A 22,046-nucleotide genomic window follows, 5' to 3' on the forward strand; every position below is an offset into this window, starting at 1 on the left:
TGTGGTTCAATGAGCGAGTCGGAGCCGGCAGTCACCAGGTTGTTCGGTGGGCCGGGTAGCGGGAAGACGACCGCACTGCTCGACCACGTCGAGGAAATCCTCGAAGACGACGACGTCGACGTTCGCGACATCCTCGTCGTCTCCTACACGCGCGCCGCGGCCGCCGAGGTTCGAGAACGGCTGGCGGAGCGGTTGGACGTGAACCCGCGTTCCCTCCAGGGGAACGTCTGCACGATGCACGCGAAGGCGTACGAACTCCTCGACCTCTCGCGGAGCGACGTGGTGGGGGAGTCCGCCAAGGAGGACTTCTGCGAGGACTACGGCCTGCCGTACGAGGACGAGTACTCCTCGGGGAGTCGGCGGACGGCGCGTTCGACGACGCTCGGGAACAAGGTCATCGCGACGAGCCAGTGGCTCCAGCGCACGAGCCGGGACGTGGCGGACTGGTACGACGTCCCGTTCCGCTGGAACGACGAGGAGGTTCGGCTGCCGCCGGACATCGACGAGAACGCACAGACGGGGAACAAGTACACGCCGACGTGGCCGTCGGACGACGACCGCTTCGACATCCCCGAGGCGATTCGGGCGTGGCGGGCGTACAAGGGCGAGGAGGGCCTGGTCGGGTTCGCGGACATGCTCGAACGCGTCGAACAGCGCTCCCTGGTTCCGAACGTGGACTACCTCGTCATCGACGAGTTCCAGGACATCACGACGCTCCAGTACGACGTGTACGAGGAGTGGAAACCCCACATGGACGCCGTGCTCATCGCGGGCGACGACGACCAGGTCGTGTACGCGTGGCAGGGCGCAGACCCCGACCTCCTCCTCGAAACCGAGGTGACGGACGACGTCATCCTCCCGAACTCCTACCGCCTCCCCTCGGAGGTCTTGAAGGTCGTCCAGCAGGAGGTCGGACACATCGAGAACCGCCAGGAGAAAGACCTCAAACCCCGGAAAGAGGGCGGGACGGTGGAGGCAGTGGAGAGCCCGTCGATGCTGGACGTGGCGCGGAACGTCAAGCAGACCATCGCCGCGACGGAGGACGACACGGTGATGGTGCTGTTCCGGGCGCGCTACCAGTTGTTCGAATTCGTGGACGAGTTCATCGGGAACGGCATCCCGTTCAAGGCGCTGACCGACCAGCGGCTGTGGACCGACCGGCTCGCGGACTACGTGCACGCCGTGGAGAAAATCGACGCGGGCGACCCCGTGACGGCGCTCGAAGCGCGGCGGGTCGCGGACATGCTGCAGGACTCGGCGTTCAGCACGAACGAGCGAAGCGACCTCCGGGACGAAATCGAAGACCGCGAGGAGGCCGCGGACACCGACGACGCGACCGAAATCGAAATCGAGTCCGAGGTCATCCGGGAGTACGCGCCGTTCATGCCGTCGCCGGGCGCGGCCGCGGACATGCTGCGGAAGGTCACGCGCTACCAGCGCAAGTCCGTGGACGCGTACTTCGCGGGCGACTACCGCGGCATGGATCCCTCGCGGGTTCGCGTGGGGACGATTCACTCCGCGAAGGGTCGGGAGGCCGACCACGTGTTCCTCGGTACCGACCTGACGGAGAAGGTCGTCGAGCAGATGGCGGCGACCGTGGACGAGTCGGAGATTCCGGCGGGCGTGGAGGAGTTCACGCGCCAGACCGACCCAGTTCCCCTCCTGACGGACAACGAGCGCCGCGTGTTCTACGTCGGGATGAGTCGCGCCCGCGAGCGCCTCGTCCTGATGCAGAACGTCATCAACGGCGCGCCGACGCTCCCCATCGACGTGCTGTTGTACGGGGAGCCGTCGGGCGACCCGCTCGCGGAGTCGCTCGGTGACGCCGAGGCCCCCATCCAGTTGAACTGATGGTCGCGCCGGAGACCACGTTCGCGTTTCTCTACGACGAACTCGAAGCCCGGGACGCGACCGGGTTCGTGCACGTCGGCGGCCGCTTCGACGACACGCTCAGGTATCTCACGCGGTTTTCCGGCCCCGAGGAGCGGTACGCGTTCGTGTTCGTCGGCGGGGACGCCGTGCTCTGCGCACCTTCGGGGTTCGAGCGGCAGGCCAAGCGGGAGTTCGCGGGCGACTACGTCTACACGCCCGACGACCTGCGCGCGGACACGCCGGGCGGGCGCGCGGTCGAGGTGCTGGAAGCGTACGACGCCGACGGAACGCTACTCGTCCCGCAGGCCGTGCCGCACGACGCCGCCGTCCGCCTCGAACGCGCCGGGTTCGCGCTCGAATCCACCGATGTCGTGGCGCGCGAGCGCGTCGTGAAAGACCCGGAGGAAATCGAGGCACTGCGGAAGGCGCAGGCCGCGGCGGCCGCGGGGATGCGGCGCGCGGAGACCGTGCTCGCCGCCGCGGACGCCCGGGGTGATGGCGACGCGCTCCGGTTCGAGGGCGAGCGGTTGACGACCACCAGCCTCCGCCGCGAGGTGGACGCGGCGCTCGTCCAGGAGGGCGCGACCCCCCGGGAGAACACCGTGGTCGCGGCGGGCGGCGCGTGCACCGACCGCCACTTCCGCGGGGACGTGCCGGTGCGGTCGGGCGAGACCGTCGTCGTGGACGTGTCGCCGCGCGGCCCGCACGGCTACCACGGCGCGCTGACGCGGACGTTCGTCGTGGACTCAGAGGGCGGCTGGGAGCGCCGCGCGTTCCTCGCGGTCGAGTCCGCCCAGCAGGCGGGGTTGGACGAACTCGCGGGCGGCGCGGACGCGAGTCTGGTGCACGAGGAGACGGCGGCGGAGATCGGCGCGTACGGCTTCCCCGCGGGCTACGGCGACACGGGGTTCACGCACGGCGCGGGCTACGGCGTCGGCGTGAGTCGGCGCGAGAACCCGCGGCTTCCGAGCGACGCGCGCCTCGAACCGGGGACGGTGCTCGCGGTGGAACCGGGCGTCTACGACCCCGCGGAGGGCGGCGTCCGCCTCGGCGACCTCGTGGTCGTGACCGACGAGGGGTTCGAGTACCTCCGCGAGTACCCCCGCGAGTTCACGCCGCGCGCCTAGGTCTCGTCGTCGTCCGCGACGGCCTCGGCGGCTTCTTCGGCGGCGCGCTCGGGGAGGTCGAAGAGCGTCGTGATGTAGCGTTCGGCGACGAGCATCAGGAGGGCGATGGCGACGAACGCCCAGCCGGTCGTGTGGCCGGCGACGAGGCGGTTCACGCCGTAGAGGGCGACGGGGAGCGCGAACGCGAACGTCGCGGCGAACTTCACGGTGCCGATGATACCCATTACCCGAGTGGGGGCGTTCGAGCGTCGTAAACCCCGCGTTCGCAACACACTTGAGTCGCATCCCAGTACTGGAAGTATGTTCACGGGAATCGTCGAGGACACCGGCACGGTGGCGTCGGTGGAATCGACGGCCGACGGCCGACGGCTTCGCATCGAGACCGAGGAGTTACGCGAGTTCGAGCACGGGCAGTCCATCAGCGTGAGCGGCGTCTGCCTCACCGTCGAAGACCACGGGGAGAACTGGTTTTCGGCGTTCACGGCGGCGGAGACCCTGGAGAAGACGTACCTCGGGGAGCTCGACGCGGGGGACGCAGTGAACCTCGAACGCGCGCTCCCGGCGGACGGCCGGCTGGACGGCCACATCGTGCAGGGACACGTGGATACGGTCACGGAGGTCGTGGGCGTCGAGCAGGTCGGGGAGGACTGGACGTTCACGTTCGCGCTCCCGGCGGGCTACGCGCAGTACGTCGCGGAGAAGGGGTCGGTGGCGCTCGACGGCATCAGCCTCACCGTCGCGGACGTGGACGACGACGCCGGAACGTTCTCGGTGGCGGTGATTCCGACGACGTACGAGCTGACGACGCTCTCCGAGAAGTCGGCGGGGAGTCCGGTGCACGTCGAGGTGGACGTGGTCGCGAAGTACGTCGAGCGCCTGGATTCGTACTAGTCGAGTCTGCGGACGGCGCTCTTCAGGTCGGTGTCGCCCTCGTCGTAGCGCGCGGCGTCGGACTCCTCGTACGCGGCCTTGTAGCGTTTGAGTTTCCGGGCGAGCACGGAGAGGAAGAAGCCGTCGTAGAGGACGACGAACGCGAGGAAGACGAGGCCTTCGGGGACGCCGAGCGGCTGGTAGACGAGGTGGAGGTTGCTGACGGCGGTGTTGTAGGTGGCGTGGATGAGCGCGGCGACGAGCAGGCCTTTCACGACGATCGGGCCCTTGTTCTCGGGGTTGAACTTCGCGAGGCCGAGGTAGTAGCCGGCGAACGCGGAGTAGATGACGTGTCCGGGGCCGGCGAACGTGCGGACGGCGGCTATCTGGAGGACGGCGGCGTCGGCGTTCACGCCGGTCGCCTGGAGGGTCTGGAGGACGTCGCGGCCGATGTAGATGGCGTTCTCGATGGTGGCGAACCCGAGGCCGGCGACCGCGCCGTACACCGCGCCGTCCACGACGGCGTCGAAGCGGTCGCTCCGGTAGGCGTAGAGGCGGACGGCGAGGAGTTTCACGGTCTCCTCGACGGGGCCGACGACGAGGTAGAAGACGACGACCATCCACGTGATGCCGACGACGGCGAACGCGTCCTGGAAGAGCGTGTTGAGGACGGCGGCGAACCCGGCGAAGAGGAAGCCGAGGACGAAGGTGGCGGCGAGCAGGTGGAGGGGTTCGCCGGTGGTGGCGTCCGCGTGCCAGACGTAGGCGACGAGGGCGAGCGCGGGGAGGACGGAGAGGACGACGTACGCGGCGACGTAGGGGCGTTCGAGGAAGACGAACCCGAGGCTGGCGGCGAACAGCGCGGCGACGACGAGGAGGGCGAGGAGGACGACGGCGTAGCGACTGCTGGTGAGGAGGCCGTCGTAGACGGCGACCGCGGCCCGGTCGAGGGCGTTGCGAACCTCCCAGTCGGTCACGTCGTAGAGGTCGCGGTCGCCGGATGCGGCGCGCTGCACGGGGTCGCGTTTCTCCGGCATGGTCGGAGCTACCGAAGCGGCCCACAAAACCGTTCCCGCCGAAATATAAGTATGCCATAATATGCCTAAAGGACACGGCTTATCTACGGTGGTCGTGTCACGAGATGTCATGGCATTCAGTGAGAGCCGCGGACTCCTGTACACGGAGCCGCCCGAGGAAGAGCGACGAACACCGACGACCGAGAGCGAGGGCGCGACGCCGGCACCCGCCGACGACTGATTTTAGGGAGTGCGGTATCGAGATAGGGACATGCTGTTCGACCAGCGGGTACGCACGGAACTCCACGACGCGGGCGTGGACCCGGCGACCCTCCGCGAGATAGAAGAACGGGTGGCGGCGGACGCCCGGGAGACGGCGGAGCGCGTCGCGGCCTTCTTCGACGCCCACGACACCGTCTACTCCGACATGGAGCTGACGCACAGTTCGAGCGAGCACCCCGAGCACGCCGTCGAGTACGCCGACCTGTTCACGCACAGCGAGGACGTGCGCGGGTTCCTGCGGTTCGACACGTGGGGCGCGTACGTGGAGAACGCGCGCGTCCTCGACGCCGAGGACGGCCGGGCGACGTTCGTGGAACTCGAACTCGGCCAGACGGTGCACGACCGGGTGCGGTTCGCGCCGGCGCGCGAGAGGCTGGAATGACGGTCTCGGTTCGCGGCATCTACGCCACGGCGCTCACGGAACTCCTCGCGGACGTCGGCGTCACGAACCCCTCCGGCCCGATTCGGGAGCGCTTCGACCGCGAGTTCGCGGCGGGGCCGGCGGCGGCGCACGTCGCCACGACGAGCGACCGCCAGGGCGTCGGCGTCACCGGCGACCCGGACACCGTCGATTCGGTCGTCGCGCGCCTCCGCGAGGTCGGAACCGACACCTTCCGGTATCGGGACGGCGCGCCCCGCGGCGCGGTGTTCGAGGGGTACGTCGCGGAGACCCGGGGCGGCGGCGCGGTCGTCGACCTCGGCGACACCGAGGGCTACCTGCCGTTCGAGGACTCCCGGGAGTACGTCGATGAGGGCGACACGGTGCGCGTGCAGGTGGTGACGCCGAAGCCGCCGTGGGCGTCGCGGCGGCCGCGGCTCTCGACCGAACTGTGGGCGTTCGGGGACGCGGCGGCGCTCGTCCGGGGGCGGGACGCGCTCGTCGCGGACACCCCGAGCGGCGCGCCCGAACTCGCGCGCACGACCGAAATCCTCCCGCCCGAGGTACCCGACGGCTGGGCGGTCGAGTGGGGGGACGCGGCGACAGACCTGTCGATGGACGCGCTCGGGGACGCGCTCGCGGCGGCCGTCGAGTCGGCGGCGTCGCTGGAGGATTCGCTTGGCGGCGTGGACATCGACGACGTGCCCGCGCGGGTGGCCGCGCCGGACGCGACGACCTGGGTGTGGTTCGGCGGGGACGCGCGGCGCGCGCTCGACGACGTGCGGCGGAACGTGACCGACACCATCGTCGGCCACCACCGCATCAAGGCGGGGAGTTCGGCGGCGAGCACGGCCGTGGACTTCGCGGAGTCGCTCGGCGCGCTCCCGGAGGAGTTCCCGTTCGCGGCGGTGAGCGAGCAGTTCGGGCCGGCGGCGGGCGACCGCGTCGCAATCGAGCACGGGAAGCCCGACGGCCGCCTCATCACGCTCGGTCGCGGCGATATCACGGACTGCGACCCGGACGCGGGCCGCATCACCGTGGAGCGCGAGATGACTGCGGGCGGAACCTACGACGCGCTCGGCGTCGAGCGCCAGGAGGGCGACGTGGCGGTCACGCGCTTCCAGGAGGGCCGGTGGTGGTACCCGACGGTGTACCGGGGCGAGGACGGCACCCGCCGCGGGACGTACATCAACGTGAACACGCCGCTCGAACTCTTTCCGTCGGGCGTCCGGTACGTCGACCTCCACCTCGACGTGGTGAAGCACGCGGACGGCACTGTCGAGCAGGTGGACATGGACGAACTCCGGGCGTGCGTCGCTGACGGCCTCGTCACGGACGAGTTGGCGGAGAAAGCGGCGGGCGTCGCCGACCGCATCGAGGACGCGTTCAGCTAGACTGGAGGGTCTGCTGGCACTTCACGACGAATCCCGCGAGGTTCTTCGCGATGTCCACCTCGAACGCGAGCACGACGCCGCTCCGCGCGCCCTCGCGGAGGTGGATGAGAACGCCGTTCTCGTACAGTTCGACGCTCGCGCGCACGTCGCCGAACGGGCTGTCCTGCTCCCGCAGGGATTTGTGGTCGCGCGCGCGGTCAACGATGGCCTGATTGCGCTCTCTGAGCCGCTGGTCGGGGAGGTCGTCGCGGCGGTAGATGACCTCCCAGCCGAAGGACGTGTAGCGGACGCCGGTGCGGAAGTACTCGCCGGCCTCGGCGTTCACGAGGCGGACGAGTCGGGCGTGGCGGTCGCTCGCCATCTAGAAGTGGCTCTGGTGGTTTGCGTCGCCCGGCCCGCCCTCGCCGCGGCCGCCGCGTCCGCCCTCGTTCCGGTCGATTCCCATGACGGACTCGGCCTGCTCCGTCCCCCAGTTGTCCGAGCCGTCGCTCGCGAACCGCACGGTCACGTCGGTGACTTGCGGGAACTCCTTCGCGAGTTCGGTCTTGATTCGCTGGGCCGTCCGCGGGCTGATGCCACAGCCGCTGCAGGTGCCGCCGAGTTCGACGACGACCGCTCCCGTCTCCGGGTCGGCCTCCCTGACGGCGCTCGTCCCGCCGTGCATCTTGATGATGGGCATCTGGGCCGTGAGCCAGGTCTCCACCTCGTCGTGGAGGCTGGCGTCGGTCGCGGCATCACTCATTACGTCCTAGCTGGGCGTCGAGACTCCTAACTGTTCGGTTCGTCCCCGAGCCACCGCGCCACGCCAACTGCGCCCGCGACGCCCGCGAGACCGGCGAGCGTCCCGAACCCGGGCGTACTCCCCGACGACGTTGACTCCGTCGTTCGCGTCGTTGTCGGCGTCCGCGTGGCCGTCTCGGCGGTGGTCGCGGTCGTCGCGTTCGCGGTGGTCGTGGTCGCGGTGAGCGACGGCGCGTCCGGCTGGTAGCCGGCGTGGTCGGGGAACGCGTAGAGCGCGCCCCGGGTGTCGGCGGGAACGCCGGCGTAACTGCTCGCGACGAAGCAGTCCGCCGCCGCGCGCGCCGTCCAGAACGCGGCCTCCGCGGGCTGACGCCACCACGCGAGTTCGTAGGGATTCTCGGGGTCGCGCACGTCGAACAGTTTCACGCCGCCCTGGTACCACGACGTGTAGAGGCGGTCGCCCGCGAGTTCGAAGTTGTGGCTGGTCGTCCACGTCCCGTCGAGGCCGGGGTCGGCGGTCTCGGGCGCGGGGATGTGGGAGAGTTCGCGCGGGCTGGCGGGGTCGGTGATGTCGTAGAGCGTGATGCCGCCCGGCCCGCCCGCGCTGTCGTTCTCGGGCGTGGCGTCCCAGGCTTCGCTGTTGACGGCGAGGACGCTGGCGTCGTCGTTCGGCGCGGCGTAGTGGTGGTTCCCGGGGAGTTCGTACCCCTGGCTCGTCGGCGCGTCCGCGAGGTCGGCGGGGTCGTGCGGCGCGAGGTGCGACAGCACGGCCGGGTTCGCGGGGTCGGACACGTCGAGCAGCCACGTGCCGGCGTCCCAGTGCGCGACGTACGCGACCTCGTCCTGGACGTACACGTCGTGACACGACCAGAGGAAGCCGGGCACGTCGAGCCACGCCGGGTTCTCGTCCGCCGCCCCCCAGCGCGCGACCTCCCGCGGCGTCCCGGACACGTCTATGATGGCGAGTTCGCGGCGGTCGCTCCCGTTCGCGGTGAGGTACGCGTGCGAGTCCGTGAGGAAGCAGTTGTGTATCGGGTAGTCGGTCTCGTAGACGGATTCCAGAATCGGGTTCGCGGGGTCGCGCACGTCGTAGAGGAGGAGCGCGCGCGGACTCCCCGCGTTCGCGGGGCCGACGACGGCGAGCCGCGACCCCCGAACCGCCACGTCGTGAATCCCGGTGAGCGGGCCGTTCTCGTGGTCGGCGAGGAGGTCGCGGCGCTCTGCGAGCACCGTGAGGTCGGCCGGGTCGCTCGCGTCCACGACCGCGAACCCGGTCGTGGCGGCGACGAACACCGTGGTTCCGTCCGACCCCACGACCGCCTCCGTCGCGCCCTCGATAGCGACGCTGTCACGGGGTTCGTACGGCTCCGGATGCGCGCTCGCTCGCCCCGCAAGCGGGAGGGCGAACGCCGCGCCACCCGCCTTGAGCGCGGCGCGCCGGGAGAACTCCATACCGCGAGTTCGCCCACCGCGGAGAAAAACGTGGCGTCCGTCGGAACGCTCTCGTCGCTGGCGGTCGAGGGGTCGGTATGCTCTCTCCAGACCTCGACGGTCGGACGGCGCTCGTGACGGGAAGCGCGGCTGGCCTCGGGCGGGCGTTCGCGCTCGCGCTCGCGCGGAACGGCGCGGACGTGGCCGTGCACTATCATTCGAGCGAGGCCGCGGCGTACGCGACCGCCGAAGAAGCCCGGGAGGCGGGCGGCGGGGACGCGGTGGTCGTGCAGGGCGACGTGACGCACCCCGATTCGGTGGACGACCTCTTCGGCGAAATCGAGGCCGAACTCGGGTCGGTGGACGTGCTCGTGAACAACGTCGGGAACTTCGCGCCGAAACACTGGACGGACATCGAGTACGACGAGTGGGTGAACGTCCTCCACACGAACCTCACCGCGACCTACCTCACGTCGAAGCGCGCGCTCCCCGGGATGCGCGAGCAGGAGTGGGGGCGCGTCGTGAACGTCGGGTACGCGTCCGGCGAGAAGGGACTCGTCAGCCCGAAGAACTTCCCGTACTTCGCCGCGAAAACGGGCGTCCTGATGTTCACGCGGATGCTCGCCGCCGACACCCAGTCTGACGGCATCACCGCGAACGCCGTCTCGCCCTACGTCGTCGAGAACTCCGACGAGTTCCCGGACGACCTCCCCAGGGGCCGCCCCGCCGACTACCGCGACGTGACGCAGGCGCTCCTGTTCTTCTGCGACGAGAACTCCGACTACATCAGCGGGGAAAATATCGAAATCGACGGCGGCTGGCTTCCAGAAGACGTCTAACCCACGTTTTGGTGGAGATTTTGCGGCCGAACGCACGTGAGGCCGCAAAAGGTCCGTGTAGAACATCGAAATCGACGGCGGCTGGCTCCCCGAAAACGTCTAGCGGGGTTTCGGTGGCGGTTGAGTGAGCGCGAACGTTTTTGAGGGAGTGGGGGGACAAGCGGGTATGCACGAGCGCGCAGTCGAGTTCGCGGGACGCGTGGAGTCCGAGTACGGGTTTCGGCCCGAGGTGGAGGAGTTCCCGGAGGGGACGAAGACGGCGGCGGACGCGGCCGACGCCCTGGGGTGTGCGGTGGCGCAGATAGCGTCGAGCATCGTCCTGGTGGCGGACGGCGAGGCGGTGGTTGTGGTGACGAGCGGCGCGAACCGCGTGGACACCGCGGCGGTCGCGGCGCTCGCGGGCGCGGAGTCGGCGCGGATGGCGGACGCGGACGAGGTGAAAGCGGCGACGGGGTACAGCATCGGCGGCGTGCCGCCGGTGTGTCACGACGGGAGTCCGCGCGTGCTGTTCGACGAGACCCTCCTGGAGCACGAGCGGGTGTGGGCGGCGGCGGGAACGCCGGAGGCGGTGTGGCCGAGCGACCCCGACGAACTCGCGGAGCTGGCGGACGCCGAGGTCGCGGACGTGGCGGAGAAGTGAGTTCGTTTTCGCCGACCGAGCGGGTCGGAGACCCCGGAAGGTCGGCGATTCACTCGCACGACCGGAGGAAGTGCGAGGCCGACGACGGAGGGGAGTGCGAAGCACGAACCGACGGAGGAGCGCTTTTCGTGCAGGTTTTACCGAGCGAGGCCAGCGCTGCTGGCCGGAGCGCAGCGTAAAACGTGCGTCAGTTGTTTTCGAGGGCGTCGAGGATGCAGGCGGCGGCGAGCACGGCCTCCTTGGGCACGTCGCTCGCGTCGTCGATGGTGACGGTGTAGGTGTCCTTGAGGGAGAACTGGCCCTCGATGTCGCCGACGTGGTCGCCCTGGGGGTCGCGTATCTCGTACTTGTTCGGGATGAGGTTCGCAGCGCCGACGAGGTGGCGGAGCACCTGGAGGACTTTGTTCTTCGAGGTGATGGTGGCGAGAGCTTCGCCGGTGTCGGGGTCTCGAACCGTCCAGTTCTCCATGAACCACGACCAGTCTTCGTCCAGCACGACGACCGGTTCGCCGGTGCCGGCGTCGGTGATGGTGTAGTTCCCGGCGATGTCCATGATGCCGCCGGCTTTCACGGTGAAGGCGTCCTGGTCGTCGCCGGTGACGAACGGGAACTCCTCCTTGAGTTTGAACATCTTCTGTTTCCCGCGGAGGACGACGTTCCCGGCGTCGTCGCGGACGGTGTACTTGTTCCGGACGAGGGACTGTTTGACCTCGTAGCGGTCGCCTGTGAGGTCGAGGGTGGAGATGTCGTAGTCGTTCACACCGGGAGGTCACCGTCGGACGGGAAAAGCCTCGTGGTGGGCGGGGGCCGGCACCGAGGGGTTTTCGTTCGTCCGCGCGTAATAACGGTAACTAATGAGTGAGGACTACATCGAGGTCCGCGGGGCGGAAGAGCACAACCTGAAGGACCTCGACGTTCGGATTCCGCGCGAGGAGTTCACGGTCGTCACCGGCCTCTCGGGGTCGGGGAAATCCTCGCTGGCGTTCGAGACGATTTACGCGGAGGGCCAGCGGCGGTACATCGAGAGCCTCTCTGCCTATGCGCGGAACTTCCTCGGGCAGATGGACAAACCGCAGGTCGAGTCGGTGGAGGGGTTGTCGCCGGCTATCAGCATCGACCAGAAGAACGCGGCGAACAACCCGCGTTCGACGGTCGGCACCGTCACCGAACTCCACGACTACCTCCGCTTGCTGTACGCGCGCGTCGGCGTTCCGCACTGTCCGGAGTGCGGGCGCGAGGTGGGCGAGCAGTCCGCCCAGCAGATGGTGCGTCGCGTGATGGAACTCCCGGAGGGGACGCGGGCGAAAATCGCGGCACCCGTGGTGCGCGACCAGAAGGGCGCGTTCGAAGACCTGTTCGAGGAACTCATGGCCGAGGGGTACTCGCGGGTCGAGGTGGACGGCGAGTCGTACGACCTCGCGGTCGAGTCTCCAGACCTGGACGAGAACTACGACCACACAATCGACGTGATAGTGGACCGCGTGACGGTGAGCGAGGACGCGCGCTCGCGCATCACGGACTCCGTGGAGACGGCGCTCGACGAGGCCGAGGGCGTGCTGAAGGTCGTCGTCCCCGACCCGCCGGAGGGCGTGGAACTCGGCGGGTCGGTCGCGCGCGCGACGGGCGACCTCGCGGACGACGACGGCGACGACCGGCTGGTGGTGGAGTTCAGCGAAGACCTCGCGTGCACGCACTGCGGCATCGACATCAGCGAAATCGAGACGCGGAGTTTCTCCTTCAACAGCCCGCACGGCGCGTGCCCCGAATGTGAGGGGCTCGGGCAGTCGAAGGAAGTGTCGGAAGACCTCGTGGTGCAGGACGCGTCGAAGCCCGTGAAGCACGTGTTCGAGCCGTGGAGTTACAACCGGTCGTACTACCGGAACCTCCTCGACAACGTCGCGCGGCACTTCGACGTCGACCTCTCGACGCCGTTCGAACAGTTGGACGCGGACGTGCAGGAGGCGTTCCTGTGGGGGACCACGGAGGACGTGGTGTTCCGGCGGGAGACGAAGAACGGCGTGCGGCGGAAGGAAGAGCCGTTCGAGGGCGTGATTCCGAACCTCGAACGGCGGTATGGAGAGACGGATTCGGAGCGGGTGCGCGAGCACATCGAGGACTTCATGAGCACGACGGCGTGTCCGGCGTGCGACGGCACGCGCCTGAAACCCGAGTCGCGGGCGGTGCTCGTGAAGGACACGTCGATTACGGAGGTGAATCAGTTGAGCATCGGGGACGCCCGCGAGCACTTCGAGGGCCTCGAAGCCGGGATGTCCGAGCGCGACCGCAAAATTGCGGAGGAGATCCTGAAGGAGATTCGGGCGCGCCTCGGGTTCATGGAGGAGGTCGGGCTCGAATACTTGACGCTCGACCGCGAGGCCTCGACGCTCTCCGGCGGCGAGTCCCAGCGGATTCGGCTCGCCACCCAGATCGGGAGCGGGCTCGTCGGCGTCCTCTACGTGCTGGACGAGCCCTCGATCGGCCTGCACCAGCGGGACAACGACCGCCTCCTGAACACCCTGGAGGAGCTCCGCGACCTCGGGAACACCCTGCTGGTGGTGGAGCACGACGAGGAGACGATGCGGCGCGCGGACACCATCGTTGACATGGGGCCGGGGCCGGGCCGGCACGGCGGCGAGGTGGTCGCGCAGGGCGACTTCGACGACATCGTCGCGTCCGAGGACTCCATCACGGGCGACTACCTCGCGGGCCGCAAGCAGATTCCGGTGCCGGAGGAGCGCCGCGAGTGGTCGGACACCCTGACGGTTCGCGGGGCGCGCCAGCACAACCTCAAGAACGTGGACGTGGACATCCCGGTCGGCGCGTTCACCGCCATCACGGGCGTCTCCGGGAGCGGGAAGTCCACGCTGATGCACGACGTGCTCTACAAGGGGCTCGCGCGCGGGATGAACGGGAACACGAGCGTCGACCCCGGCGAGCACGACGGCATCGAGGGCACCGAACACATCGAGAAGGTGCGCCTCATCGACCAGTCGCCCATCGGTCGGACGCCCCGGTCGAACCCGGCGACGTACACGGGCGTGTTCGACTACGTGCGCGAGAAGTTCGCGCAGACGAAGCTCGCCCAGCAACGCGGCTACGACAAGGGCCGCTTCTCGTTCAACGTGAAGGGCGGGCGCTGCGAGGAGTGTGGCGGGCAGGGGACGGTGACCATCGAGATGAACTTCCTCTCGGACGTGCAGGTGCCCTGCGAGGAGTGCGGGGGCGCGCGGTACAACGACGAGACGCTCGACGTGACGTTCAAGGGGAAGACCATCGCGGACGTGCTCGACATGAGCGTCGAGGAAGCCCGGGAGTTCTTCGAGGCGGACAGCCGGCTCGGCCGCCGCCTCCAGCTGTTGGAGGACGTGGGCCTGGACTACATGCGGCTCGGCCAGCCCTCGACCACGCTCTCCGGCGGGGAGGCCCAGCGCGTGAAGCTCGCGGAAGAGCTCGGGAAGAAGGCGACGGGGGACACGCTCTACCTGCTGGACGAGCCGACGACGGGCCTCCACTCGGAGGACGAGCGGAAGCTGATTCAGGTGCTCCAGCGGCTCACCGACCGCGGGAACAGTATCGCGGTCATCGAGCACGAACTCGACCTCGTGAAGAACGCCGACCACGTCATCGACCTGGGGCCGGAGGGCGGGGAGCGTGGCGGCGAGATAGTCGCCACTGGAACGCCGGAGGCGGTCGCGCGCGAGGACGACAGTCACACCGGCCGCTACCTCCGCGACAAACTCCCCGCGGTGGACGTCGAGGGGCCGCGCGACGGCCGCGAGAAGCCCGACGCGCCCGCGCCCGCACAGGACTGACGCGTGTGAGTCGGTGTCGATGAAACCGGCGTAATCGGGTGACACGGGGGTTACTCGCTCGGGCAGTCGCCGCCGCAACCCCGGCGTTCTTCCGGATACCAGCCCACCGTTCGGGTATGTCCGAGCAGACGAAAGCCGACTACATCGACGACGTGAGCGTGGACGAGGAGTGGGACGCCCATCCGAGTCAGAGCGAACTCGACGAGGCCGTCGAGAGCCTGGAAGCGAGCGGGTTCGAGGTCGAGGTCGTTCCGGACGCCGAGGCCGCGCTCGACTTCCTCACGGAGGAGATTCCCGCGGAGGCGTCCGTGATGAACGGGCACTCCACGACCCTCGAAGAGATCGGGTTCACGGAGTACCTCACCGAGGGCGACCACGACTGGGAGAACCTCCACGCGGAAGTCTTCAGCATCGACGACGACCAGGCGCGCGCGAAGGCCCGCCGCGAGGCCCAGACCGCCGACTACTTCCTCGGGAGCGTGAACGCCATCGGCCGCGAGGACGGCACGCTCGTCGCCGCCGACCTCTCCGGCAGCCGCATCGGCGCGTACCCGTTCGCCGCCGGGCACGTCGTCACCGTCGCGGGCGTGAACAAGATCACGACCGACGAGGACGCCGCGCGCGAGCGCCTCCAGGAGTACGCGTACGCGTTCGAGAACGAGCGCGCGCAGGAGGCCTACGGCGTCGAGAGCTACCCCTCGAAGGAACTCGTCTTCCGCCAGGAGACCGTCGAAGGCCGCACGACGGTCGTCCTCGTCGAGGAGACGCTCGGCTACTAAACTCCCGTAGTTTTCTCTCGCGACGCGAGACGGAGAGCGGCGGCTACCGTCGCGGTCGCGTTAGGCGTACACCGTCCGCACCGCGTCCGCGAGTTCGTTGACGCGCTGGCGGTGCTCGATGGGGTCGCGGATGCCGTTGGTGACGTAGGCGAAGGCGAGTCCGGTACCGGGGTCGGCCCAGGCGACGCTGCTGCCGAGGCCGCCGTGGCCGAAGACGCGGTCGGGCGCGATAGTGCCGTACTTGTCGTGAGCGGTGCCGGCGCGGACGACGCCCAATCCGTAGCGCCGGGGGACGGAGAGGGTCGGGTCGCGTTCGGTCTGGGCGTGGACGCGGGTGAGGGTGGCGACGGTGTCGGTGGCGAGGATGCGGTCGTCGCCGATGCGGCCGCCGTTGGCGAGGCAGGCGTAGAAGCGCGCCATGTCCTCGGCGGTGCCGACGCCTCCGGCGGCGGGGATTTCGGCGCGGTGGATGGCCTCGCGGTTGAAGGTCGCGGCGGTGTCGCTCCGGTCGAGGCCGAGGCCGCTGTCGGGGGTGCGACAGCGGTCGGGGTCGGCGAACCCGGTGAGCGTCGCGATGTCGTCGGGTTCGCTCGCGGGCAATCCGATGTGGGTGTGTTCCATCTCGATGGGCTCGAAGACGTGGTCGCGGGCGTACGCGCCGACGGAGCGCCCGCTGACGCGGCGGACGAGTTCGCCGGCGAGGAACCCGAAACTCACGGGGTGGTAGGCGGGCGTGCCGAGGCCCCGGGGCGTGGCGTCTTCGAGGATGCTGACGGAGGCGTCCCAGTCCGTCCACGCGTCGGGCTGGCGGTCGAGGTCGGTGAGCGCGAGGCCGGCGCGGTGCGTGAGCACGTCCGCGACCGTCGTCTCCGCCTTCTCCGTTCCCGCGTCGGCGTACTCGGGCCAGTGGTCGGTGAGTTGGTCGTCGTACGCGAGGTCGCCCTCGTCGGCGAGGTGGTGGACGCACGCGGCCGTGTAGGGTTTCGTGCAGGAGAACAGGACGAACTTCCGGTCGGGCGTCACGGGGTCGCCGTCCGGCCCCGTCTCGCCGCCCGCGAGCGAGAGGACGCGGTCGTCGCCGTCGTAGACCGCGAGCTGTGCGCCGTGGTGGAGTCCCGCGTCGAGCTGGGCGGCGAACAGCTGTTCGATTCGCGCCGGGCCGTCCGCGTCGAAGACCGACATACCGAAACCTGGCGTTCGTTCGACAAATACGTTCGGCCTAACGACTTAGTGAGTCGACGAGAAACGCCGGATATGGAGCGCCTGTACGTGTACGACGGTGCGCTCGCACTCATCGGACTGTCCGTGATAGTGCAGACCGCGGTGACGGGGGATAACGCCGCGCTGACCGCGTTCGTCGCAGTCAGCGGCGGCGCGATGGTCGTCGGCGCGGGCTACGACGCGCTTCGCCGCGACCCGGCGGAGTTCGCGGTTCCCGCGGGCGCGGTGCTCGCGCTCGTCGTCGCCGCCGGGATAGCGGTGTGCGGCGCGCTGTTGAACCTCGCGCTCGCCGCGTGAAGTCTCCCAAGACCTATCTCGATACGGGGCCTACGCCGGGGTGATGTACGATTTCGCCGTCGTGGGCGTCGGACCGCCGGGCGCGCGGTTCGCGCGGCGGGCCGCCGAGGAGGGCTACGACGTCGTCGCGTTCGAGCGCGGCGAACTCGGGAAGCCGCTCGCGTGCTCGGGCCACGTCAGCCTCGATATCTGGGAGTACGTGCCCGAGGAGGCGCGCGAGGAGTTGTTCCAGAACGACATCTACGGCGCGCGCTTCCACACGAGCGGCGCGGACTCCGAGAGCCACGAGTTCTACACGGAGACGCCGATTTCGAACGCGGTAGACCGCGTCGAGTTGGACAAGACGCTCGCGGGCGCGGCGGCGGACGCGGGCGCGGACGTGCGCGAACACCACACCGTGACGGGCGTCACGGAGCGCGCGGGCCACGTCGAACTCTCGGTGAACGGGCCGGACGGCGCGTTCGAGACCGAGGCGCGCATGGTCGCGGGCTGTGACGGCCCGCGCTCGCGCGTCCGCGACGAACTCGGGCTCCCGGAACCCGAGGAGTTCCTGCACGGCGTGCTCGCGTTCGACCCCGAGCCGGACAGTCAAGACTTCGTGGACGTGCACCTCACCGTGCCCGGGTTTTTCGCGTGGCGCATCCCGCGCGGGCCGGGCGGCGTGGAGTACGGGCTGGCGGCCGCGCCGTCGGCGGACGGCGACGTGTCCGCGCGGTTCGACGACCTCGTCGCGGACTACGGCGTCGCGGAGCGCATCGAACACCGATGTTCGGGGTTGATTCCGGTCGGCCCCGCGGAGTCGGTGACGAGCACGCGCGGCTTCCTCGTCGGTGACGCGGCGGGGATGACGAAGCCGTTCACGGGCGGCGGCATCCTCTACGGGATGACCGCGGCCGACCACGCCGCGGCCACCATCGACCCCGCGAACCCGCGGACGCTCGACGACTACGAGCGGGCGTGGCGGGACGACCTCGAACGCGAAATCAGGCTCGGGAAACTCATCCGGCGGGGCTACGACGCGCCCGAGGCCGTGCAGAAACTGGGAATGCGGGTGTTCGAGGGGGAGATCGGCGTGCACATGGATCGCCCGACGAGTCTGTTCTCGGCGGAGCAGGTGCGGTCGATGCTTCGCTAGTAGGTTGGGAGGCGGGCGGAGCGGTCGCTCCCCTCGACGAACGGGAGTTCGGTGAGTTCGCCGCGCGTGTCGTCCACGGAGACGGTGGCGTCCGCGGGCGTGTCGAAGGCGACGTACGCGAGCGCGAGGTGCGCGTCGAGACTGCGGCTGTACCGGACGCGCGTGAGTTCGCCCACGGCGTCGCCGTCGTGGTGGACGTCCGCGCCGCCCTCGGTCGTGTCGTCGAGGCGGACGCCGACGAGGCGTTTGCTGGGGCGGCCGCGGTTCTCGACCTTGGAGACGATTTCCTGGCCGACGTAACAGCCCTTCTCGAAGTCGAGCGCGTTCCGGACGCCGGCGACGTTCGGGATTCTGTCCTTGAGTTCGTACTCGAAGAGCGGCGTGCCCGCTTCGAGCGTGAGGGACTCCCAGACGGTGCGGCCGAACGGCGCGGCGTTCAGGCCGCGCGTGAGCAGGGTGTCGAACACGGTCTCGGCGTCCGCGGCGGCGCACACCACGTCGTAGCCCTCCTCGCCGGTGAGGCCGTCCGTGCGCACGACGGTGACGCCCGCCTCGTTGATGCGGCCGCGGTCGAACGCTAACTGCTCGTCCGGCGGGGTGCCGCCGTTCATCACGCTCGCTATCTTCTCCGTGGACTTCGGGCCGTGCACGCCGAACACCGCGAACTCCTCGGTGGCCTCCCGGATCTCCACGTCCTCGATGAAGACGTTCTCCCGCCACTCCTCCGCGAGGTCGCCCGCGGTCTCCGGGGGCGTGAACACGAGGAGTTTGTCGTCGGCGTTGTAGACGTACATGTCGGTGCGGACGCGCGCCTGCGGGTCGAGCAGGAGCGCGTAACAGCCCTCGCCGTCGCGCTCCGGAACGTGGTTCGAGACGGCGTTGTCGACGAAATCGACGCGGTCGTCGCCCGTGACGACGAGCACGCCGTACGCCATCTCGGTCGCGCCCGCGGCGTTTCGGACGGCGCGCTGCGTGCGCTCGGGCCGACCGTAGTCCGCGGGGAGGTCTCGGTCGCCGACCGCGACGAACGACGCCCCGTAGTCCTCGTGGAACTCCCGCAACACAGTCATACCTAGAGGAGCGGGCCGCGGGCGGTTAAAGCCATAGAAAACGCGGTCAGAACGGGAGGCGGTCGAGCACGCGGTTGAGCCACGTCTCCTCGGCGTCCTCGCGGTCGGGTTCGGCCTTCGCGGTGGCGGTGATGACGGTGCGGCCGTTCTCCGTGTCCGCGGTGATGAGGGAGTCCGACTTGAGGTCGGAGAGCGCGTCTTCGAGGGTGTCGATGTCGGCGTCCACGTGCGAGCGGAGTTCGAACACCGTCATCCCCTCGTCGCGGCCGACGAGCGCGTCGAGTATCTCCGTCTGGGGGTTCTCTCGGTCGCGGTGTTCGCGCGCTGCCTGCATGGCGAGACGTACGCGTCGCCGGCCCTTAGCCGTATTCCCCGGGCGAGCGGTAGTCTTTTGTCGCTGGCTCGGATACGCGTTCGCCAATGGGACTCAGGTGTTCGCTGCTCGGTCACGACTTCGGGGAGCCCGAGGTCGAACGCGAGCGCGAAGAACGCGGGAACGAGGTCGTCGAAACCGTTCGGGAGGTCAAGGTCTGCGAACGGTGCGGGTCGGAGTCGGTCGTGAGCGAGAACACCGAGGTCCGCTCCATCAAGCCCGACCCGCGGGCCGACGAGGAACCCGAGGACACCGAATCGGAGACGGAGGCGGCGTCGCCGTCGTCGCCCGCGCCCGACCTGGAAGCCGCCGTCACGCGCGTCTCCGACGACGATTCGGGGGCCGCGGACGCCGCCGGGGCGTCGGGCGCGAGCACCGGCGAGTTCGAGGACGTGTCGGCCGAGGAGGACGACGGCGTCATCCTCTCCGACGACGAACCCGACGAGGAGGCGGTGCCGGCCGACCGGGAGCCCGGGCAGTGGCCGGACGCGGACGACACTCGCCAGGACGAGCGGGACGTGGCGGCCGCGCCGGCGGGCGGTGACGCGCCCGAGGACGTGGCGGGCGACGCGGACGGCGGCGCGGAAGTCATCGACGCGGACGCCGAGAGCGAGCCGAGCGAGGCGGACGCGGGCGAGGAGCACGACCCGTGGCCGGACGTGGACGGCGAGGACGAGGGGTTCGACGCGAAACCGGGGACGGGCGGCGGCGTCGAACTCGACAGCGGCGGCGGCGCGGCCGCGCAGGCCGAGCCGGCGAGCGAGGAGGAGGACGTGGAGTACGTCGAGGCCGGGTTCGAGTCCACGGGCAGTCTCGACCCGGAGCGCGCGGCCGAGTCGGACGGCACCGAACTCGTCTGCCCGCAGTGCGGGCACCGGACGGCGTCCAGCGGGTCGTCGCTTCGCGCGGGCGATATCTGTCCCGAGTGCCGGAAGGGCTACCTCGCGGAGCAGTAGGACACGAAGGGGTTATGGTTCCGCCGCGGCTTCTCCCGTGCATGAAGGAGTACAAGATGCGGCGGGGAGAGCACCTCGAAGACCGAGTTCCCGACCTGAAGGGGAAAGTCGAGGAGTACTTCGGCGACGTTTCTGCGACGGAGGAGTACAAGGGGAGTGACCTCTACGTCGTCGAAGACCCCGACAATCCCGTGTTCGAGCGCGTCGTCGCCGGCGCGGTCGAGTACTCGGGGAAGAAGGACAAACTCGGCGTGGACTTCGTCGAGCGCGACGCCGCGGACGTCATCGCGGAAGGGAACGCGGACGCCGCGCAGGACGCCGTGAGCGCGAAGAACGACTTCCTGAAGGAAGTGACGGGCCGGGACGCGAAGTCCCGCCGCGACTCGATGAAGCGCGCCGTCGAGGATGATGCCGACAAGCCGGACGGCGTCTCGTAACCTTATCGGTTGAGTTTTTCGCGGCTGATGGAGATGCCGGACGGCGTGACGATGAGTTGGTCGTCGCCCTTCTGGACGATGTCGCCGCCGACCTCCTGGGCGACCTGGCGGAGTTCGTCGATGACGTGGTCGACCATCTTGTCCTCAGTGCGGAGGCGGGTGATGTCGGCGAGCACGACGTCGCCGTCGTAGACGGCGTCCTTGATGGCGATGACGTCCTCTTGGCCGTCTATTTCGGCGATGTGAACGCTCTTGCGTGCGTTTCCGGCGCTGGTCTCGAAGTCGCCGACGTCGAGTTCGACGTAGTCCTCGGTCGAGTTACCGCCCGCGCCGAGAATCTTATCCATGAATCCCATACCATAGTCCTCCCGAGGCGTCTCAATAGAGTTTACGGAGGGCCTGCCGGTTCACGGACTTTTACGCGGACGCGCCGACTCTCGGCGTGTATGACGTTCAGCATCTGCGTGCGCGAGGAGTACGAGGACGACGGCGACACCCAGTATCGGTTCGGGGTGGCGGTGACGACGCGGCTTCCCGGGGTGGGGACGCTGTGCCCGTTCGTCTCCGAGCACGGCGCGGTGGCGACGCAGAGCCTCGTGAACGTCGAGCTCGGCCGGAAGGGCGTCGAGTACCTCGGGGACGGGCTCGCGGTGGAGGACGCGCTGGACGCGCTGTTGAACGCGGACGACGGGAAACCGGAGCGGCAGTTGCACGGCGTCGGCGCGGACGGCGAGTTCGCGTTCTCGGGCGACGAGTGCGGGGAGTGGTTCGGCGACCTCGTCGGGGAGAACTACACGGTCGCGGGGAACCTCCTCACGGGCGAGTCCGTCATCGAGGCGGCGGCGGCGGCGTACGAGGACGGCGACCGCGAGGAACCGCTGGCGAAGCGCCTCATCGACGCGCTCGGCGCGGGGCAGGCCGAGGGCGGGGACAAGCGCGACGACCTCGAAGTGCAGTCCGCGGCCGTGAAGGTGGCGACGACGGAAGACCGCGAGTTCGACCCGTACTACGACGACCTGCGCGTGGACGCGAGCACGGAGCCAGTCCAGGACCTCCGGGAGACGTTCCGGCTCGCGAGCGAGGGCCAGGAGACGGTGCTGGAGAAGTACGCGGAGGAGAGCGAGGAGTAGTCAGGCGCTTCGGACGCGGCTGGCGCGCGAGCGGCCGCACGCGGTGCATTCTGCGATTCGATAGGGTTCGCGGGAGTACGCGCAGTTCTCGCCGTCGGGACGTTCCTGTCGGAGTTCGATGGTCACCAGGTGGGTCGTGGTCGCGTCACAGAGCGGACAGGGTTCGTCGTGGCGTTGCGGGCCCCGAGACATCGTGCTTCGCTCGGAAGTACACCGACCGTCCGCATATAATTTTCTCCCGAACT

General features: G+C 69.3%; 25 protein-coding genes. 14 read left to right on the forward strand and 11 right to left on the reverse strand.

Going from position 1 to position 22,046, the window contains the following annotated elements:
- Positions 1–9: 9 nt before the first annotated feature.
- The gene (locus tag LI334_RS11175; RefSeq protein WP_227260907.1) at positions 10–1,851 is read left to right on the forward strand and encodes a UvrD-helicase domain-containing protein; all 1,842 of its coding nucleotides are present in this window, start codon (positions 10–12) and stop codon (positions 1,849–1,851) included.
- Entirely contained in the window at positions 1,851–2,999 is a 1,149-nt protein-coding gene (locus LI334_RS11180) for a M24 family metallopeptidase (RefSeq protein ID WP_227260908.1), read from the forward strand. Before LI334_RS11175 ends, LI334_RS11180 begins: the two co-directional genes overlap by 1 nt.
- Here the strand turns inward: LI334_RS11180 and LI334_RS11185 are convergent.
- A complete protein-coding gene (locus LI334_RS11185; protein ID WP_227260909.1) occupies positions 2,996–3,223 on the reverse strand; it encodes a DUF7533 family protein in 228 nt (75 codons plus the stop codon). The two genes, LI334_RS11180 and LI334_RS11185, sit on opposite strands and share 4 nt — an antisense overlap.
- A gap of 76 nt (positions 3,224–3,299) precedes the next feature.
- Between LI334_RS11185 and LI334_RS11190 the strand changes: the two genes are divergently transcribed.
- A complete protein-coding gene (locus LI334_RS11190) occupies positions 3,300–3,890 on the forward strand; it encodes a riboflavin synthase (RefSeq protein WP_227260910.1) in 591 nt (196 codons plus the stop codon).
- Here the strand turns inward: LI334_RS11190 and LI334_RS11195 are convergent.
- Positions 3,887–4,906 (reverse strand): PrsW family intramembrane metalloprotease, encoded by a 1,020-nt coding sequence (locus LI334_RS11195; protein ID WP_227260911.1) that lies wholly within the window; start codon positions 4,904–4,906, stop codon positions 3,887–3,889. The genes LI334_RS11190 and LI334_RS11195 overlap by 4 nt on opposite strands.
- Positions 4,907–5,156: 250 nt before the next feature.
- Here LI334_RS11195 and LI334_RS11200 point away from each other — a divergent pair, with 250 nt between their 5' ends.
- Both LI334_RS11200 and LI334_RS11205 read left to right on the forward strand, forming a co-directional pair.
- Positions 5,157–5,549 carry a DUF7532 family protein gene (locus LI334_RS11200; protein ID WP_227260912.1) on the forward strand — a complete coding sequence of 131 codons (393 nt, stop codon included), beginning with the start codon at positions 5,157–5,159 and terminating at the stop codon, positions 5,547–5,549.
- Positions 5,546–6,940: a DUF402 domain-containing protein gene (locus LI334_RS11205; protein WP_227260913.1), complete on the forward strand. Its 1,395-nt coding sequence runs from the start codon at positions 5,546–5,548 to the stop codon at positions 6,938–6,940. Before LI334_RS11200 ends, LI334_RS11205 begins: the two co-directional genes overlap by 4 nt.
- On the opposite strand, the gene LI334_RS11210 is transcribed toward LI334_RS11205, so the two are convergent.
- Genes LI334_RS11210 through LI334_RS11220 form a run of 3 tightly spaced genes read right to left on the reverse strand, consistent with a single transcriptional unit; the run spans position 6,933 to position 9,133 of the window.
- Positions 6,933–7,301 (reverse strand): hypothetical protein, encoded by a 369-nt coding sequence (locus LI334_RS11210; protein WP_227260914.1) that lies wholly within the window; start codon positions 7,299–7,301, stop codon positions 6,933–6,935. The two genes, LI334_RS11205 and LI334_RS11210, sit on opposite strands and share 8 nt — an antisense overlap.
- On the reverse strand, positions 7,302–7,682 hold the full coding sequence (locus tag LI334_RS11215; protein WP_227260915.1) for a NifU family protein: 381 nt from the start codon (positions 7,680–7,682) through the stop codon (positions 7,302–7,304).
- Positions 7,683–7,708: 26 nt separating this feature from the next.
- Positions 7,709–9,133 carry an LVIVD repeat-containing protein gene (locus LI334_RS11220; RefSeq protein WP_227260916.1) on the reverse strand — a complete coding sequence of 475 codons (1,425 nt, stop codon included), beginning with the start codon at positions 9,131–9,133 and terminating at the stop codon, positions 7,709–7,711.
- Positions 9,134–9,210: 77 nt separating this feature from the next.
- Between LI334_RS11220 and LI334_RS11225 the strand changes: the two genes are divergently transcribed.
- Positions 9,211–9,951, forward strand: coding sequence for an SDR family NAD(P)-dependent oxidoreductase (locus LI334_RS11225; RefSeq protein WP_227260917.1), 741 nt, complete (start codon positions 9,211–9,213; stop codon positions 9,949–9,951).
- A gap of 166 nt (positions 9,952–10,117) precedes the next feature.
- Positions 10,118–10,591 carry a YbaK/EbsC family protein gene (locus tag LI334_RS11230; protein WP_227260918.1) on the forward strand — a complete coding sequence of 158 codons (474 nt, stop codon included), beginning with the start codon at positions 10,118–10,120 and terminating at the stop codon, positions 10,589–10,591.
- A gap of 187 nt (positions 10,592–10,778) precedes the next feature.
- Here LI334_RS11230 and LI334_RS11235 read toward each other — a convergent pair whose 3' ends face one another.
- Positions 10,779–11,351, reverse strand: coding sequence for an LURP-one-related/scramblase family protein (locus LI334_RS11235; RefSeq protein WP_227260919.1), 573 nt, complete (start codon positions 11,349–11,351; stop codon positions 10,779–10,781).
- A gap of 94 nt (positions 11,352–11,445) precedes the next feature.
- Here LI334_RS11235 and uvrA point away from each other — a divergent pair, with 94 nt between their 5' ends.
- Together uvrA and LI334_RS11245 are read left to right on the forward strand one after the other, a co-directional pair.
- Positions 11,446–14,403 carry an excinuclease ABC subunit UvrA gene (gene uvrA, locus LI334_RS11240; RefSeq protein ID WP_227260920.1) on the forward strand — a complete coding sequence of 986 codons (2,958 nt, stop codon included), beginning with the start codon at positions 11,446–11,448 and terminating at the stop codon, positions 14,401–14,403.
- Positions 14,404–14,519: 116 nt separating this feature from the next.
- Entirely contained in the window at positions 14,520–15,182 is a 663-nt protein-coding gene (locus LI334_RS11245) for a lactate utilization protein (protein WP_227260921.1), read from the forward strand.
- A 60-nt stretch (positions 15,183–15,242) separates the two neighbouring features.
- Here LI334_RS11245 and LI334_RS11250 read toward each other — a convergent pair whose 3' ends face one another.
- Entirely contained in the window at positions 15,243–16,364 is a 1,122-nt protein-coding gene (locus LI334_RS11250; protein WP_227260922.1) for a serine hydrolase domain-containing protein, read from the reverse strand.
- Positions 16,365–16,436: 72 nt separating this feature from the next.
- Between LI334_RS11250 and LI334_RS11255 the strand changes: the two genes are divergently transcribed.
- On the forward strand, positions 16,437–16,700 hold the full coding sequence (locus LI334_RS11255; protein ID WP_227260923.1) for a hypothetical protein: 264 nt from the start codon (positions 16,437–16,439) through the stop codon (positions 16,698–16,700).
- Between the two features lie 43 nt (positions 16,701–16,743).
- Positions 16,744–17,835: a geranylgeranyl reductase family protein gene (locus tag LI334_RS11260; RefSeq protein WP_227260924.1), complete on the forward strand. Its 1,092-nt coding sequence runs from the start codon at positions 16,744–16,746 to the stop codon at positions 17,833–17,835.
- Here LI334_RS11260 and ygfZ read toward each other — a convergent pair.
- Together ygfZ and LI334_RS11270 are read right to left on the reverse strand one after the other, a co-directional pair.
- Complete coding sequence (gene ygfZ / locus LI334_RS11265; protein ID WP_227260925.1) at positions 17,832–18,905, reverse strand: CAF17-like 4Fe-4S cluster assembly/insertion protein YgfZ; 1,074 nt, start codon at positions 18,903–18,905, stop codon at positions 17,832–17,834. The genes LI334_RS11260 and ygfZ overlap by 4 nt on opposite strands.
- 46 nt (positions 18,906–18,951) lie before the next feature.
- On the reverse strand, positions 18,952–19,239 hold the full coding sequence (locus LI334_RS11270) for a DUF6432 family protein (protein ID WP_227260926.1): 288 nt from the start codon (positions 19,237–19,239) through the stop codon (positions 18,952–18,954).
- A gap of 86 nt (positions 19,240–19,325) precedes the next feature.
- Here LI334_RS11270 and LI334_RS11275 point away from each other — a divergent pair, with 86 nt between their 5' ends.
- A complete protein-coding gene (locus LI334_RS11275; protein ID WP_227260927.1) occupies positions 19,326–20,234 on the forward strand; it encodes a DUF7093 family protein in 909 nt (302 codons plus the stop codon).
- 41 nt (positions 20,235–20,275) lie between these two features.
- Positions 20,276–20,671 (forward strand): DUF5611 family protein, encoded by a 396-nt coding sequence (locus LI334_RS11280; protein WP_227260928.1) that lies wholly within the window; start codon positions 20,276–20,278, stop codon positions 20,669–20,671.
- A gap of 2 nt (positions 20,672–20,673) precedes the next feature.
- Here LI334_RS11280 and LI334_RS11285 read toward each other — a convergent pair whose 3' ends face one another.
- Entirely contained in the window at positions 20,674–21,027 is a 354-nt protein-coding gene (locus tag LI334_RS11285) for a cell division protein SepF (protein WP_227260929.1), read from the reverse strand.
- 90 nt (positions 21,028–21,117) lie between these two features.
- Here LI334_RS11285 and LI334_RS11290 point away from each other — a divergent pair, with 90 nt between their 5' ends.
- On the forward strand, positions 21,118–21,801 hold the full coding sequence (locus tag LI334_RS11290) for a DUF1028 domain-containing protein (RefSeq protein ID WP_227260930.1): 684 nt from the start codon (positions 21,118–21,120) through the stop codon (positions 21,799–21,801).
- On the opposite strand, the gene LI334_RS13140 is transcribed toward LI334_RS11290, so the two are convergent.
- Entirely contained in the window at positions 21,802–21,993 is a 192-nt protein-coding gene (locus LI334_RS13140; protein WP_454824378.1) for a DUF7835 family putative zinc beta-ribbon protein, read from the reverse strand.
- Positions 21,994–22,046: the final 53 nt, after the last annotated feature.

It is taken from the genome of Salarchaeum japonicum, assembly GCF_020614395.1.
Lineage (GTDB): Archaea > Halobacteriota > Halobacteria > Halobacteriales > Halobacteriaceae > Salarchaeum > Salarchaeum japonicum.

Excerpts from the sequence above, each read along its gene's own strand:
- LI334_RS11175 (WP_227260907.1), top strand. The coding sequence starts at position 10 with ATGAGCGAGTCGGAGCCGGCAGTCACCAGGTTGTTCGGTGGGCCGGGT.
- LI334_RS11180 (WP_227260908.1), top strand. The coding sequence starts at position 1,851 with ATGGTCGCGCCGGAGACCACGTTCGCGTTTCTCTACGACGAACTCGAA.
- LI334_RS11185 (WP_227260909.1), bottom strand. The coding sequence starts at position 3,223 with ATGGGTATCATCGGCACCGTGAAGTTCGCCGCGACGTTCGCGTTCGCG.
- LI334_RS11190 (WP_227260910.1), top strand. The coding sequence starts at position 3,300 with ATGTTCACGGGAATCGTCGAGGACACCGGCACGGTGGCGTCGGTGGAA.
- LI334_RS11195 (WP_227260911.1), bottom strand. The coding sequence starts at position 4,906 with ATGCCGGAGAAACGCGACCCCGTGCAGCGCGCCGCATCCGGCGACCGC.
- LI334_RS11200 (WP_227260912.1), top strand. The coding sequence starts at position 5,157 with ATGCTGTTCGACCAGCGGGTACGCACGGAACTCCACGACGCGGGCGTG.
- LI334_RS11205 (WP_227260913.1), top strand. The coding sequence starts at position 5,546 with ATGACGGTCTCGGTTCGCGGCATCTACGCCACGGCGCTCACGGAACTC.
- LI334_RS11210 (WP_227260914.1), bottom strand. The coding sequence starts at position 7,301 with ATGGCGAGCGACCGCCACGCCCGACTCGTCCGCCTCGTGAACGCCGAG.
- LI334_RS11215 (WP_227260915.1), bottom strand. The coding sequence starts at position 7,682 with ATGAGTGATGCCGCGACCGACGCCAGCCTCCACGACGAGGTGGAGACC.
- LI334_RS11220 (WP_227260916.1), bottom strand. The coding sequence starts at position 9,133 with ATGGAGTTCTCCCGGCGCGCCGCGCTCAAGGCGGGTGGCGCGGCGTTC.
- LI334_RS11225 (WP_227260917.1), top strand. The coding sequence starts at position 9,211 with ATGCTCTCTCCAGACCTCGACGGTCGGACGGCGCTCGTGACGGGAAGC.
- LI334_RS11230 (WP_227260918.1), top strand. The coding sequence starts at position 10,118 with ATGCACGAGCGCGCAGTCGAGTTCGCGGGACGCGTGGAGTCCGAGTAC.
- uvrA (WP_227260920.1), top strand. The coding sequence starts at position 11,446 with ATGAGTGAGGACTACATCGAGGTCCGCGGGGCGGAAGAGCACAACCTG.
- LI334_RS11245 (WP_227260921.1), top strand. The coding sequence starts at position 14,520 with ATGTCCGAGCAGACGAAAGCCGACTACATCGACGACGTGAGCGTGGAC.
- LI334_RS11250 (WP_227260922.1), bottom strand. The coding sequence starts at position 16,364 with ATGTCGGTCTTCGACGCGGACGGCCCGGCGCGAATCGAACAGCTGTTC.
- LI334_RS11255 (WP_227260923.1), top strand. The coding sequence starts at position 16,437 with ATGGAGCGCCTGTACGTGTACGACGGTGCGCTCGCACTCATCGGACTG.
- LI334_RS11260 (WP_227260924.1), top strand. The coding sequence starts at position 16,744 with ATGTACGATTTCGCCGTCGTGGGCGTCGGACCGCCGGGCGCGCGGTTC.
- ygfZ (WP_227260925.1), bottom strand. The coding sequence starts at position 18,905 with ATGACTGTGTTGCGGGAGTTCCACGAGGACTACGGGGCGTCGTTCGTC.
- LI334_RS11270 (WP_227260926.1), bottom strand. The coding sequence starts at position 19,239 with ATGCAGGCAGCGCGCGAACACCGCGACCGAGAGAACCCCCAGACGGAG.
- LI334_RS11275 (WP_227260927.1), top strand. The coding sequence starts at position 19,326 with ATGGGACTCAGGTGTTCGCTGCTCGGTCACGACTTCGGGGAGCCCGAG.
- LI334_RS11280 (WP_227260928.1), top strand. The coding sequence starts at position 20,276 with ATGAAGGAGTACAAGATGCGGCGGGGAGAGCACCTCGAAGACCGAGTT.
- LI334_RS11285 (WP_227260929.1), bottom strand. The coding sequence starts at position 21,027 with ATGGGATTCATGGATAAGATTCTCGGCGCGGGCGGTAACTCGACCGAG.
- LI334_RS11290 (WP_227260930.1), top strand. The coding sequence starts at position 21,118 with ATGACGTTCAGCATCTGCGTGCGCGAGGAGTACGAGGACGACGGCGAC.
- LI334_RS13140 (WP_454824378.1), bottom strand. The coding sequence starts at position 21,993 with ATGTCTCGGGGCCCGCAACGCCACGACGAACCCTGTCCGCTCTGTGAC.